Source organism: Methylobacterium brachiatum (assembly GCF_900113845.1).
Lineage (GTDB): Bacteria > Pseudomonadota > Alphaproteobacteria > Rhizobiales > Beijerinckiaceae > Methylobacterium > Methylobacterium brachiatum.
Map to the genome: position 1 here is coordinate 1 of NZ_FOQW01000007.1, position 14264 is coordinate 14264.

At 67.1% G+C, this 14264-nt stretch carries 11 protein-coding genes; 5 read left to right on the forward strand and 6 right to left on the reverse strand.

Annotated elements, in window-relative coordinates; translation table 11 throughout:
• From BMZ47_RS09925 to BMZ47_RS09935, 3 genes are all read left to right on the forward strand, one after another.
• A partial coding sequence (locus tag BMZ47_RS09925; RefSeq protein WP_139220962.1) for a transposase occupies nt 1–378 on the forward strand: 378 nt, incomplete at its 5' end.
• A 523-nt stretch (nt 379–901) separates the two neighbouring features.
• Nucleotides 902–3265 (forward strand): bifunctional diguanylate cyclase/phosphodiesterase, encoded by a 2364-nt coding sequence (locus BMZ47_RS09930; protein WP_244536781.1) that lies wholly within the window; start codon nt 902–904, stop codon nt 3263–3265.
• Nucleotides 3266–3605: 340 nt separating this feature from the next.
• Nucleotides 3606–5291 (forward strand): methyl-accepting chemotaxis protein, encoded by a 1686-nt coding sequence (locus BMZ47_RS09935; protein WP_091861405.1) that lies wholly within the window; start codon nt 3606–3608, stop codon nt 5289–5291.
• A gap of 439 nt (nt 5292–5730) precedes the next feature.
• Here the strand turns inward: BMZ47_RS09935 and BMZ47_RS09940 are convergent, their stop codons facing one another.
• From BMZ47_RS09940 to BMZ47_RS09950, 3 genes are read right to left on the reverse strand one after another with little or no spacing between them, the layout of a single operon-like run.
• Complete coding sequence (locus BMZ47_RS09940; protein WP_091861408.1) at nt 5731–6525, reverse strand: alpha/beta fold hydrolase; 795 nt, start codon at nt 6523–6525, stop codon at nt 5731–5733.
• Nucleotides 6522–8228 carry a GMC family oxidoreductase gene (locus BMZ47_RS09945; RefSeq protein WP_029357559.1) on the reverse strand — a complete coding sequence of 569 codons (1707 nt, stop codon included), beginning with the start codon at nt 8226–8228 and terminating at the stop codon, nt 6522–6524. Before BMZ47_RS09945 ends, BMZ47_RS09940 begins: the two co-directional genes overlap by 4 nt.
• 4 nt (nt 8229–8232) lie before the next feature.
• Complete coding sequence (locus BMZ47_RS09950; RefSeq protein ID WP_029357558.1) at nt 8233–9618, reverse strand: UbiD family decarboxylase; 1386 nt, start codon at nt 9616–9618, stop codon at nt 8233–8235.
• Nucleotides 9619–9794: 176 nt separating this feature from the next.
• Here BMZ47_RS09950 and BMZ47_RS09955 point away from each other — a divergent pair, with 176 nt between their 5' ends.
• Nucleotides 9795–10718 (forward strand): LysR family transcriptional regulator, encoded by a 924-nt coding sequence (locus BMZ47_RS09955; RefSeq protein ID WP_091861411.1) that lies wholly within the window; start codon nt 9795–9797, stop codon nt 10716–10718.
• Nucleotides 10719–10826: 108 nt separating this feature from the next.
• Nucleotides 10827–11399: a UbiX family flavin prenyltransferase gene (locus BMZ47_RS09960; RefSeq protein WP_029357556.1), complete on the forward strand. Its 573-nt coding sequence runs from the start codon at nt 10827–10829 to the stop codon at nt 11397–11399.
• Nucleotides 11400–11406: 7 nt separating this feature from the next.
• Here the strand turns inward: BMZ47_RS09960 and BMZ47_RS09965 are convergent, their stop codons facing one another.
• The 3 genes from BMZ47_RS09965 to BMZ47_RS09975 form a co-directional block, all read right to left on the reverse strand.
• Complete coding sequence (locus BMZ47_RS09965) at nt 11407–11874, reverse strand: TIGR02444 family protein (protein ID WP_091861414.1); 468 nt, start codon at nt 11872–11874, stop codon at nt 11407–11409.
• A 31-nt stretch (nt 11875–11905) separates the two neighbouring features.
• A complete protein-coding gene (locus BMZ47_RS09970; protein WP_091861417.1) occupies nt 11906–13255 on the reverse strand; it encodes an MFS transporter in 1350 nt (449 codons plus the stop codon).
• A 175-nt stretch (nt 13256–13430) separates the two neighbouring features.
• On the reverse strand, nt 13431–14237 hold the full coding sequence (locus tag BMZ47_RS09975) for an enoyl-CoA hydratase/isomerase family protein (RefSeq protein ID WP_029357553.1): 807 nt from the start codon (nt 14235–14237) through the stop codon (nt 13431–13433).
• Nucleotides 14238–14264: the final 27 nt, after the last annotated feature.

The window sequence follows — 14264 nt, forward strand, 5'->3', positions numbered from 1 at the left end:
CTGACGAAGTCTAACGCGCGCTCCGATCGACACGGTGACATCCATCACTACCGCAACCTGGACGCCTGCCAGGCCTGCGCGATGCGAGCGCGCTGCACGACCGAGAAGTTCAAACGCTTCAAGCGCTGGAAGCACGAGGCGGTGCTGGAGGCCATGCAGAGGCGGCTCGATGCCATGCCGGACGCCATGGCGGTACGGCGCGCCACGGTCGAGCACGTCTTCGGGACGCTGAAAGCTTGGATGGGCAGCACGCCCATCCTGACGAAGGGCCTGAAAGGCGTGAGAACCGAGATGAGCCTCGCAATCCTCGCCTACAACCTGAAACGGATGATCCGCTTGTTCGGCGCAACCCGGCTCATCCAGGCCATTCGAGCCTGAAGCAGCGCGCCGCGCCGTCGTCATCATCCTGCCGATCGACGCTGGCGGCCATGTTAAATGCGTTTTGACACGGCCTCGACCCAACCCGGTCGCTCAGGCCACCCACTGCGCTTCTCTAATACGGCCATCCGTGGGCTAGCTGAGGCTTGTCAGGAATTGGGCTAGAAACCGACCACCCGAATAGAAGCCCTTCCGAACTGTGCCGCGGTCCAGCCTTGGCCATGACTTATCGGTAGACGGATCACCTGCAAGCATGATCACGAAAACTCGAGCCCTCGCAACGACTGCGTTGCAGGGACCTTGCTGCACAATACGTGTGAACCCGAGCAACCCGGTGAGCGTATCTACCTCCAAAAGTTCCGTATTCCGCGCAAGCTATTAAATCACGAAATTTTGAACTAAGCGCAAGTCGACTCCCGTCGTCGATGTTTCTTGGCGCTGTCGCGAGAGCGCTGCACCCGCAAGCTAAACATTTCTTTCATCGTCTTCCTTCATGCCGCATTGAAAGATTGCTACCCATAGCTTGGCGATAATCTACGGTGCCTTTCAGCTGGCCGAGGACCATTCCCTCGGGTTTGTCCTTACGGCCGTCGTCATCTGCCTCGTTGCTGGATGGCTGGTCGGCGCTTTGATGCACCGGACCAGAGAGGCCAGACCAGCTCACCGGTACCGCTGGTTGGTGGGAACGGCGATCGTGGCCGGGCTCGGTGTCTGGACGACCCATTTCATCGCCATGCTGGGCTACAGACCCGACATGATGTTGAGCTTTGCCGGTGGCACCACGGCATTCTCGGCGCTCGTCGCAATCCTGATCGTCGGCCTGCCGCTGGCCCTTGCTCCGCTGCTCCCGTCGTGGCGCGCTCGGGCTGTAGCGGGCGCGGTGGCCGGTATCGGCATCGCTGCGATGCACTACACTGGCATGGCGGCGATACAGGGATGCATGCAGAGCCACTCGGTGCCCTTGATCATCCTGGCTGCCTGTATCGGTGCCTGCGGCCTCGCGCTGGCCTGCGGTCTCCCGCCACGCTTGGCCACCAACCGTATGATTTGCGCTCTCTTTACCTCAGCGGTCGGTGGAACCCACTTCATCGGCATTGCCGGCACGACGCTGCAACACTTCGCTGGATACGCTGGTCATCTGCACGCGAATACCACGCTCAGCTTCTTCACAGCCGTCGCCGCTGGCGTCCTGTTCCTCGGAGCTTTCCTGACAATCCTGACAGCACAACGGTTCGACGCTCAGGAGCTAGCCCACACGACGGTCCTGCGGACCGCTCTCGATAACATGTCGAACGGACTGGTGTATCTCGACAATACCGACCGCGTTCGCCTGTACAATCGTTGCTATCTCGAGATCTACGGGCTTCCGCCTGACAGCAACCTGACCGGACTCAACTCGGACGAAATCATCGAAGTCGTCGGTGATCGCCATGGCTGGCCAGCCGAACGGCGTCAGCAGGCGCGTGCGCGTTTGGAGGCGTGGCGCGAGATCGAGAAGTTTACGCAGATCGACTATGTCCTCGATGACGGCCGCATCATGGAAGTCGAGATCCGTCCTACTGCGGAAGGCGGTACGGTCATCACCTTCGACGACGTCACCGCGGACCGTGAAGCGCAGCGGCGGATCACAGAACTCGCCTTCTGCGACCCGTTGACCAAGCTCGCCAACCGGCGTGCCCTCACCTCGCGAATGGAACGCGACTTCTCCCCGAAGCAGCGCTTCAAGCTGCTGCTGATTGACCTCGATCGGTTCAAGCAGGTCAACGATACCTATGGCCACGCGACTGGCGACCAGCTTCTGATCCAGGTCGCCGATCGGCTGATCGATGTTGCCGGAACGGACGGCTTCGTGGCGCGGCTCGGCGGCGACGAGATGGCGATGCTCGTCTACGGCGATCAAGACCAGGCCATTGCGGTCGCCAACCGGGTGATCGAAGCGCTCGCTACCCCGTTCCAGATCGATCAGGTCAGGATATTGATCGGTTGTAGCATCGGGCTGTGCTGCACGGACGATGCGGGCGATGCGGGCGAACTGATGCAGTTCTCCGATATCGCGCTCTACGAGTCGAAGCGTAAGGGGCGCGGTCGGATCAGCTGCTACACGCCCGGCATGCTGGAAACAGTCGCGGAGCGCGTCCAGCTCGAAACTGACATGCGTACCGCTATCGAGCGCGGCGAGATGCATCTGGCCTACCAACCGGTGATCGCGCTCATCGACGATCAGGTTATCGGCTACGAGGCGTTGATCCGCTGGACCCATCCGACGCTCGGAATGGTCTCTCCGGCCAAGTTCATTCCGCTTGCGGAAGAGACCGGTCAGATCTTGGCGATCGGCGCCTGGGTTCTGCAGGAAGCCTGCCGGCAGGCAGCGCAGCTGCCGGGCAACCTCTACGTCGCGGTCAACGTCTCGCCCGTACAGTTCCGCTCTCCTCTCTTGTTGTCTCACCTCACGCAGGCGCTGGCCCAGAGTGGGCTGTCCGCTCGGCGGTTGGAACTCGAGTTGACCGAGACGGCGATCGTCGAGGACGGGCGGCAGATCGCCAACATGCTGACCGCGATCCGTCGCCTTGGTGTGACCGTCGCGATGGACGACTTCGGCACGGGCTATTCGTCGCTCGCGCATCTGCGCGATTTGCCGCTCGACCGGATCAAGGTGGATCGGTCCTTTGTGGCGACCGCCGAGACGGACCGTCACTCGATGGCGGTGCTGGAGGGCATCACGCATATCGCCCGAACGATGAACGTCGCGATCCTGGCCGAGGGTGTGGAGACGACATCGCAGCTACAACTCATGCGTAACATTGGCTGCGACGCCATCCAAGGTTATCTCGTCGGACGCCCCGAGCGCCTGAAACAGGGCAAGGTGCCGATGGCACTCCCAGCGTAGTGCCAAAGTTGTCCTTGGTTCTCGGAGCGCGCCGATCAAGGCCGCCTCGAGGGTTAATCGATGAACGCCAAATTACACAACCGGAAGTAGATGACATAATCGAACAGGTCCGATGGCGAGCTTCGCCGATCACGTTAGATTGATGCTAGATGGCGACATCGAAAGCCAAGTTGGACACGAGTGTTAACCGCTAAACGGCGATGAATTATGTGCTTGGATGGGTAGCCTCGGTTGCTGAGGTACGAGGTCCAGGCTTGCCCATCTCGCCCGTGCGGCCGCGTGATCACCTGCCCGCCGGCAGGCGTCTTCGCGTTCGTGCGGGATCTGCCTGGATCAGATCATGCGCCCGACGCTCAAAACATCGCTTTTCGCCGCCTTCGGACTCCTCGCTCTACTGTGTCTTGGGCAGGGCCTGATCTCAATAACGACGCTCGCCGGTATTCGAGCCAACGTCACCGGCATCGCCACAAACTGGCTGCCTTCGGTCGTGGCGATCACAAACATCCGCGCTGCAGCGTCGGAGATCCGCATCAAACAGCTCCGTGCTCTGACCCTCGGCGGCAGCCCGGAGGTGCGAGCCGAGAATGACCGGCAGATGACGGAGGCAGCGTCTGCCCTCGCCGACGCCCGCAAGGTGTATGAGCCGCTGATCTCTTCGACCGAGGAACGAGCGCTCTACGATGCGTTCGGGGCTGCCTGGGACCGCTACGCCGCCGTGGGCTACGAAGCTGTGCGCTTGGCCGAGGCGGGCAAAGCAGCGGACGGCGCCCAGCTCATGAGCGCTCCCACCAACATCAACCTCTACAACGATGTCCGGACAGCGCTGGCCAAAGACGTGGCTCTGAATGAGCGTGGTGCCGACGTGGATGCCGATAGAGCCATGGCTGCCACGGCTTCCGCGACATTGATGGCCTATCTCGCGATCGGGTTAGGCATGGTAGCTGCCATCGGAGCGGTTGTCTTCGTGCTGCTGCGCGTGTCCCGTCCGATCCAGACCATGACCGGCGCGATGACCGTCCTGGCTGGCGGCGATATGAGCGTCGAGGTGCCCCATCGCGCCCGCCGGGACGAGATCGGCGCCATGGCGGCGGCTGTCCAGGTCTTCAAGGACAACCTGATTCACACACGTCGGTTGGAGGCCGAGACCGCGCAGGCGCGGCTGGCCGCGGAGGAGCAGCGCAAGGCCGGGATGCGCCAGATGGCCGACAACTTCGAGGCCGCAGTCGGCGGCATCATCGGCACGGTGTCGTCATCGGCGACCGAGCTTCAGGCGACGGCCGGTGCGATGAGCGGCACCGCGGCCGAGACGGCCGCGCAGTCGACGGCCGTCGCCGCCGCCGCCGAGGAAGCGGCCAGCAACGTCGGCACGGTCGCGGCGGCGGCTGAGGAGCTCGGCTCCTCCGTGCAGGAGATCGGCCGACAGGTGGACGGCTCCGCGGCCATCGCGCGACAGGCCGTGGTCGAGGCCGACCAGACGGGCGCATTGGTTCTCGAACTGAGCGGGGCCGTCGAGCGGATCGGTGACGTGGTCGGGCTGATCTCCTCGATCGCCGGCCAGACCAATCTGCTGGCGCTCAACGCCACGATCGAGGCGGCCCGCGCCGGCGAGGCCGGCAAAGGTTTCGCCGTCGTGGCGTCCGAGGTGAAAGAGCTTGCCGGCCAGACCGCCCGGGCGACGCAGGAGATCTCGGGCCAGATTGGGCGGATCCAGGCTTCGACCGGTCAGGCGGTGGCGGCCATCGGCGGCATCACGCAGCGAATCCGCGACATCAGCGCCACCGCCACCTCGATCGCCGCAGCAGTAGAACAACAAGGGGCTGCAACGCAGGAAATCGTGCGCAACGTCTCCCAGGCGGCCGCCGGCACCGGCGAAGTGACTAGCAACATCGCCGGTGTGGCGAGCGCAGCGGAGGACACCGGCGCGGCCGCGAGCCAAGTGCTTGGGGCTGCGTCGGAACTGTCGCGCCAGTCCGAGCACTTGACGGCCGAGGTAGGGCGCTTTCTCGCCACCGTTCGCGCGGCCTGACACAGACCCTCGAACGTCCGCTTTCGCCTCTGTTCGAGCGGAAGCGGACCGGCAGCAATCCACCCACCCCAGTCATCCCGACGGGCCTACCGGTGAGACCGACACTGGCCGAAAGCGGCCGGTCCGCTCTGGAGGGGGCTTGCTGGAAAAACGGACAGCGTCTTACCCGATCCAATCCGGTCATTCCGTCGAGGACGTGAATTCGCCGAAAGCTGTCGGGCGGCAACGTGGGCGAACGGGCCCAGTACCACGGCTGGGCTTGGTCCTCGCCCGGATCCGGAAAGCTCGATCTGGGTGAGGCCTGGGAGGCAGGTGAGTCCAAATAACCCTGTCAACGAACCTAACACCGCCTCCTGCCCCTCCCCACGGGACAGGGGCCGGCACCCGGCCTCGCGACAGTGTGTGTGTCAAGGCCAATCAGACCTTGTCTTGGGAAGACTTAATCTCTGCTCAAGACATGGGTGACGAAGCGGGCGATGACGTCGGCAGTTTCTGCCAACGCTTCGCGATGTGGGTGATGCCCAACATTCGGCATCTCATAAACAGTCAGCAGACCGGCGGGGCAAAATCTGCGAGCGGCAGCAATCTGGGCCTTGGTTCCGTAAGCATCCTTCGTTCCCTGGATGATGAGTGCCGGGACGGTCCATCGCGTGAGGGCTGTCTCGATTGTCCATCCGCGCCGAGCCGGATCCAACCAAGCGTCGTTCCAGCCGCGAAAGGCGCCCTCGACATCGGTATGCCGACGACCGAGACGGACCTTCAGATCGCCCTTGTCGTAGGCGTCCCGGGCCCGTCGGGCCCCGGCCAGCGTCGCCTCCTCGACGAAGAAATGGGGCGCGATGAGGACGCCGCCCCGCACGCGGGTGTCGCCCTCCGCCAACGCGAGGGCCGCGATCGAGGCGCCATCGGAATGGCCGATCAGCAGGCCGCTTCGCAGTCCCGCGAGGTCGAAGACCTGGGGAAGTATGGTGCAAGCTTCCTGTTCGAGAAAGTCGGCCCGGCGGGGCAGAGGCACCGGGCTTGAGGCCCCGTAACCCTGCCGCGAGAAGGCCAGGACACCGCATCCGGTCGTCTCGACCAGAATTTCCGGCAGCGGGCCCCACTGCGTGGCAGAACCGAGACCCTCATGAAGCAACACCAGCGTCGGCGCCAAGTCCGGCTGCGGACCGACGAAACGGTATTCCAGCCGTAGGTCGGCCACCGCAAAGGTGCCGAATGTGTCGAGAGGGATCATCCCATCTCCACCATCATCCTCTCCGCGATCTTTTCCGCAATCATCAAGGTCGGGACGTTCGTGTTTGCGCTAGGAAGGCGGGGCATCACCGATGCGTCGGCGACGGACAGGTTCTCGGTTCCGATGACGCGCCCCCCCGGATCGACCACCGCGCCGGGATCGTCGGCCCGGCCCATGCGGCACGTACCGCTCGCATGCCAGACCCCGAAGACGTTGTCCCGGACAAAGTCGTCGAGAGCGCCATCGTCCTGGAGCACTGTCGCCCAAGCGTGGCCGCCTAGGACGGCGCGCAGCAGCGGGGCGCGCAGCATGGCCGGTGCATCGAACACGGGGGCCAGGAGGCCGGTGAGCCGCCGGTTGCGAGGGGAGACGGCGCTCAACCGGCGGATCAGCGGCGAATAGTTCGCGGGGAAGAGGTCGTCTGAGCGGGGGTTCAGGGTGGGCGAGACCACGAGGTCGCTGAGCAGCCGAATCCCCGAGGCGAGGCGTTCGAGATCGCGGCGATCCGAGAGCAGGCCGAGGTCGATGTCGGGCGGGCCGGATGGGTTCGCCGGATCGAGACGCAGGCGCCCGACCGAGTGCGGCTGGTTCACCCAGAGGAAGTAGAGCGCGAGGCGTCCGCCGAGGGCGTGCCAGCCGGCACGGGCGGAGGCGGTGAGATACATATCGGAGGCGCCGCCTCCGGGATGGCCGGACGTATAGCGCAGGGCCAGCAAGCTCGCGCGCCGGAAGGTCTCGGGTAGCCGGAGCGAGCGGGGAAGGACCTGGGCCATCGTCAAAGCGGGATGGTCCCGCAGGTTCTCGCCGACGCCCGAACGGGCCAGCCGGACGGGTATCCCGCAGGCGGAGAGCGCATCGCCCGGGCCGATCCCGGCACGCAGGAGCAGCACCGGCGATTGAAGAGCGCCGGCGCACAGGACCACGGAGGCGGCGCTCACTTGCTGCTCGGATCCGTCGCCCCGCCGCAGCACGGCCCCGGTCGCGCGGCGCCCGTCCATCACCAGCGAACGGACCTCGAGGCCGGCGGCGATGGTGAGGTTCGGCCGGGCCCGCGTCCCCACGTCCAGATACGCGGCGGCGGCCGAGACCCGCGCGTCGTCCCGGTTGGAGAAGGCCGGCGGGAAGATCCCGTCCTCGAACTCGCCGTTCTGATCGACGCGCCGGGGCAGCCCCGTCGCATCGAAGGCGCGGGCGACCGCATGGGCGAAGGGGGGCCATGCGGGCTCCAGGATGCGCCGGATCGGGAGCGGCCCATCATGGCCGTGCAGCGGACCGCCGCAATCGAGGTCGGTCTCGAGCCTGCGGAAATACGGCAGCACGTCGTCCCAGGCCCAGCCCTCGGCGCCGAGCGCGGCCCAGGCCTCGTAATCGCGGGGCAGCCCGCGGTTGGCCGCCTGGACGTTGATGCTGGACGAGCCGCCCATCACCCGGCCCTGCTCGTAGGCCCGCCGCCGCATGCGACCGCGGGAGTCGCGGGTGACCGCCGCGTCGAGCCCCGGCCAGATGTAGGTGTCGCCATGGAACAGCGGCATCGGATAGCTGTCGAGGATCTCCGCCGGCACCCGGCCCGGCGGTGTATCGATGCCGGCTTCGACGAGGAGCACCCGGCGCCGCGGGTCGGCGGAGAGCCGGTGGGCCATCACGCAGCCGGCAGAGCCCCCGCCGACGATCAACACGTCGACCGTTTCGGGCAAGGCGTTCACGGGATCAGCCGATCGCCGCGCGCCAGTCGGCGCCGGACGCGAGCACCGCGTCGAGATCGACCTCGGCCTCGCCGGGAACACGGATGCGCTTGAATTTCATGGGGGGCGCGTCGAGGGGAACGGTCGCGTCGAGACCCATCTTCGCGCCGACCCCCTCGCGGCCCGAGGGATCGAGCTTCGAGCCCTGGGCGTGAGGGATGACGACGAGGTCTCGGTCCGCCTGGAACCGCGTCGAGATCGCCCATTCGACTTCCTGCGGGGCGTGGATGTCGACATCCGTATCGACCACGACGGCGTGCTTGATGTCGTAGTGGGCGGCGAAGGCCCCGAGCAGCACGTTCTTGGCCTCGCCCTCCTGCGTCTTCCGCAGGCGGACGTAGAGGTGGTAACGGCCGACTCCCCCCAGGGACAGATGCACGTCCTCGACACCGGGGAAGCTGCGCTGGAGCGTCGCGAGGATCGTGGCCTCGCGGGGGATCGCCCCCAGCAACAGATGCTCCAGACCGCCCCCGACGATCATGTGGAAGATCGGGTCGCGCCGGTGCGTTACCGCATCGACCCGCATGACGTGCCGCTTGGCCCGCTCCCCGTAATATTGCGGAAACTCCCCGAACGGCCCTTCGGGCTCGCGGATTTCAGGCAGGAGGTGGCCCTCGATCACGATCTCTGCGTTCGCCGGAACGCGCACGCCGTTCGTCAGGCACTTGACCACGTCGAGGGGTTGGCCGGTGAGCGCCCCGGCGATCTCCAACTCGTCGTGGCCGAGGGGCACGATGGCCTGGGATGCGAGGAGGCAGGCGGGATCGACGCCGACCACGAGGGCGACTTCGAGGCCCCGGCCCTGGGCCTCGGCCTTGCGGTAGAAATTGTCGGTATGCCGGGGCAGGACCAGCACGCCGATCCTGTCCGGACCGCTGATCTGGCAGCGCAGGATGGCGACGTTCTGCAGGCCGGTCTCCGGGTCCCGGGAGATCATCAGGCCCGCCGAGATGTAGGGGCCGCTGTCGTGCTCGTTCAGAGTCGGCACCGGCAGGAGCTTCAGGATGTCGAGTCCCTCCCGGTGGACGACCTCCTGCGCGGGGGCGGAGTGGCGTTCGTGCCAGGGGAGCGGCTGGGCGGCGGCCTGCTGGAAATGGGCGACGAGGCGATCCTGCGTGGTGCCGAGGGCTTCCGCCATCCAGGCCCGGCTCGACACGAGGCCCGAGACGATGGTGCCCGGATGCCCCCCGGGCTGCGGAAACAGGCTGGCCTGCCGGCCGTCGAGGCGGTTCGCCACCGCCGCCGCCTCGTGGCGCAAGCCGATTCCCGGCCGCGCGATGGCGAGGCGCCCATCCCCGGACAGCCGATCGAGCCAGTCGCGGAGGGAACGAACGGGAGTGGGCGCGTTCATGCTGTCCTCACGGCGGGGTCGTCTGAACCAAGCTTGCCAGGGGAGGAAGCGTTAAGCTCTTCCCGCAGGCGGGAAAAATAACGATTGGTGATGCCGCCCATCAGCCGGTTTGAATTGCGCCGACCGGCCCGCACATGGTCCTCTGGCGCGTTGCTCGTGTCGCCCGGGTCCCGTGTATGGATCTCCGTCAGATCTCCTACTTCGTCGCCCTGTTCGAGGAGGGCAGCGTCACCCGCGCCGCGCAGCGGATGAACGTCGTCCAGCCCGCGCTCAGCATGCAGATCGCCAAGCTGGAACGGGAACTCGGCCAGCGCCTGTTCGACCGCCAGCCGAAGGCCATGGTGCCGACAGCCGCCGGCCGGACGCTGCACCGGCTGGTCCACCCGATCCAGCGGGATGTCGCCGAGGCCCGGGCGGCCATGGCGCGCCTGTCCCAAACCGTGTCGGGCCGCGTCACGGCGGGCATCCTGTCGTCCCTGTCGATGAGCGTGATCCCCAGCGTCCTCGCTCGCTTCGCGGCGGCCTACCCAGAGGTCGAGCTGTCGCTGGCCGATGGCTACAGCAGCACCTTCATCGAGGGCGTCGGCAGCGGCGCCCTCGACCTCGCGGTGATCAACCGGCCGGCCCGCCGCCTCGGCCTCGTCATGGCACCCCTCCTCGACGAGGAAATGGTCGTGGTCGGCGGGCGCGACACACCGTTGCCGGTGCCCCTGCCCCTCCGGATGGCGGACCTCGCCGCCCTCGACCTGATCCTGCCGTCGACCCGCCACGGCCTGCGCGTCGAACTCGACCGCCGTGTCGCCGCCGCGGACGTGACCCTGTGCCCGAAGCTCGAACTCGACCTGCCCCCCGCGATCGCGGACTTCGTGGCGCGCTCGACGCGTTTCACTGTGCTGCCGAGCATCGCCGTCAGCCGACAGCTCGCCGACGGGTCCCTCAAGGCCTACCGCATCGTCGCGCCGCGCATCGCCCGCGAATTGGTGATCATCCACCATCCGCAGAAACCGCTCAGCCACGCGGCGCAGCTCCTCATCGGCATCCTTGAGGAGGAGTTGAACGCGGCGGCGGCCGCACTCCAGGCCCATATCATCACCGGTTGAGCCCCCCGGACTGATGGCAGCGATCAGCCGACGTTATTCGACACGGGCGAGCACACCCCGATACTGTCACCGGCAACGTCGCCGCGCCCGTTGCGGCCGGGAGGAACGATGACACCGCTGCCCCTCGTGGTCGGCATCTCGGGTGCTTCGGGGGTGATCTATGGGATCCGTCTCCTGGAAATCCTGCGCGACCTCGCGATCCCGGCCCATCTCGTGATGTCGCGCTCGGCCGAGGTGACGCTGGCCCATGAGACCGACCTCAAGGTCGCCGACGTCCGCGCCCTGGCCGCCAAGACCTACGCCCAGGGGGATATCGGCGCCTCGATCGCCTCCGGATCCTTCCGGACCCGCGGCATGGTCGTGGCGCCCTGCTCCATGCGGAGTCAGGCCGAGATCGCGACCGGCGTCACATCCGGCCTGCTGACGCGGGCCGCCGACGTGACCCTGAAGGAGCGCCGCCGCCTCGTCCTGATGGTGCGGGAGACTCCCCTCCACACCGGCCACCTCCGCACCATGACGGCGCTCTCGGAAATGGGGGCGATCATCGCCCCGCCGGTTCCGGCCTTCTACGCGCGTCCGGAGAGCCTCGCCGACATGGTGGACCATACGATCGGGCGGGTTCTCGACCTGTTCGACATCGACGCACCCGGCGTCCGGCGTTGGCGGAGCGGAGAAGGCTGACCGGCGCTCAGCCCTCCAGCGCCGTCGCGAGAACCCGCAGCGGTGCCTCCGGCCAGGTCCGGCCGAGATGCGCGGCATAGAGGGCCAGGGCCTCGCCGCCCGAACTCGCCGGCATATCCGGGACCGGCGCGGCCTCGAAGAGAGCCGCGAGGGCGAGGCGCTCCGCCTCAATCTCCGCGAGCTTGATCCGCTCCCGGAGCGCCTCCGTCGTCTGGCCCGAAAGGATGTCCGACCGCATCGCCCGGCGGATCGCCCGTAAGGGACTGATCACCTGCCCACGCCAGGGGCCGATCCGGGCTTCCGCTCCGGCGAGCGCCGAGGCGTCCAGCCTTCGTCCGGTCCTCCCGCACCAGATCAGGTACAGGAGCAGGGGCACATCGGCGCCGCCCTCGTCCTGGAGCGCGAGGCAGGCCGCGGCGACGCCGGGCCGGCCGTAGAACGCGCAGGCGAAGGTCCAGAGGGGATTACTCGTCATGGGAGGCCTCCGCCCGCGCAGAACCGTATCGTCAGGCCCGGTCGAGATTGCCCTGCGTCTCGTCGGTCAGGAAGGCACCGACGAGATAGACCAGGGTGACGCCGGTCATGACGACGGCCAGCACCATCGGGATCTGCGTCGGCCCGTCGGCGACGAGGGAGACGAGCGTCGGCAGCATTCCACCCAGCGCGAAGCCGATGTTCCAGGTCAGGCCCGTCCCCGTGGCCCGCACCGCCGTCGGGAACTTTTCGTTGAGGAAGATCAACAGCGGCCCGTAGCTGGCGTTGGCGATGAGCGCCAGCAGGAAGGCGCAGGCCGCGACCCCAACGAGGCTCGTCGTGTTCGCCATGGTCAGGAACAGGGCGGGAAAGGCGAGCAGGCGGACGACGCCCATGACGAGGAACGACCGTCTGCGCCCGATATGCTGGCTTAGTTCGCCCATGCCGCAGGCGCCGATCGCCGCCGCGACGTTGGCGCCGATCAGGATCATCGAGGCGGTGGCGTTCGGCACGCCGTTCACGAGCTTGAGGAGGGTCGGCAGGTAGCCGGACGTGAGGTAGTAGGCGGCGCCGCCGCCGAAAGAGATGAGAGTCGCGACCGCGAAGCTTCCCCGGTTGGACGGTGAGAACAGGGAGCGGATCGGCGAGGCCTCCGCCGGAGCGCCTGCCCGGAGCGCCGCCTTCCGGGCCTGGAGATTCTTGAAGATCGGGGATTCCTCGAGATTGCGGAAGAGGATCAGGCCGATCACCGAGGTCAGGAGACCCGAGAAGAACATCAGTCGCCAGCCCCAGTCGGTGAAGGCTTCTCCCGGCGCCATGAGCGAGACGACGTAGAAGACCAGGGAGGCAAGCAGGCCGCCGATGGCCGAGCCGCCACCGCCGACCGCCCCGGACATCAGCCCCCGCCACCGCTCCGGGACGGATTCCGTCCCGATCGTGTGAGACGCCGCGACCACGCCGCCGACGAAGATGCCCTGGACGAGGCGGAAGATCAGGAAGATCGCGGTGGCGAGCCATCCGATCTGGCCGACCGTCGGCAGGAGGCCGAAGACCGCCGTCGACAGGCCGACCCCGGTCACCGCCACCATGAGCGCGCGGCGCCGGCCGAATCGGTCCGCATAGGAGCCGAACAGGGCCGAGCCGAGGGGCCGGATCAGCAGCGTGACCGCGAAGGAGGCATAGGCTCCCGCCAGCGACAGCATCGGCTTGTCGGCCGGAAAGAACAGGGCGCCGACGACGGGCGCCACGTAGAGCAGGATGAACAGGTCGAAGAGATCGAGCCCCCAGCCGAACAGCGAGGCCATGGCGGCCGTCGCCGTTTGCCGGCCCGTGGGCTTGGCGTGAGCGGGGGGATCGGATGCGAAGGTTGCGGCGGTCTGCATGGGGTTCCTCCGGGGGATGCGGTCGTTGCCGCGGTGGGCCGGTTCGGGCTCTGGGTCGGGACGGGGGCCATCAGGGCGCGCGCCATCGTGTCCCGCCGGGGCGGGATCGAAGCGGTGCCGTGGGGGTCACGGGGGTGGGGGGAGCTGCCCTGCAGCCCCCCCCGGCGTGGTGGGTTTAGGAGCCGGTGAAACGCGGGGCGCGCTTGGCGTGAAACGCCTCGACGCCCTCACGGAAGTCGTCGGCCTGCCGCAGGCGGCTGTAGCAGTGTCCCTCGAGCTCGATGGCGATGGACAGGCTCGCGTCCTCGGTGTCGTTGAGGAGCTTCTTGGCGGTGCGCTGGGCGATGGGCGAGAAGGCGCGCAGCTCCTCCACGAGGGCGTCGGTGGCCTTTTCCAGGTCCGCGTCGGGCACGCATTCGGTGGCGATGCCCCAGTCGAGGGCCTGCCGGCCGGGGATGCGCTTCGAGCGCATCACGATGTCCTTCGTCCGCGTGATACCGACGATCTTCTGGAGCCGGGCCGAGCCGCCGGAACCGGGGATCTGGCCGAGCTTCTGTTCGGGAAGCGCGTAGCGGCAGGTCTCGGAGACGATGCGGAAGTCGCAGGCCAGCGAGATCTCGAAGCCGACCCCGAACGTGTAGCCACGGTTGGCGGCGATGACGGGCTTCGAGCAGCGGGCCGGCGCCGCCATGTTCCAGGCGAGCTTCGAGACGTGTTCGGGCGACGCGTCGAGGAAGCCCTTGATGTAGCCCCCCGACGAGAAGTGCTCGCCCTCCGCCCGCAGGACGATGACCCGCACGCGGGGATCCTCGTCCAGCGCCTCGAACACCTTCCGGATCTCGTCGCGCTGGGGCATCGCGATGACATTCATGGGCGGCCGCGCCAGGATCACGTCGGCACGCTCGCGCTCGGCGTCGATCTCGACGCGGAAGCCGTCGAGGTTCGTCAGGCGCGGGTCGATGGTGGGGGTGTCACTCGTCATGGGGCAGGGCTCTCGCTGAAATTCGTT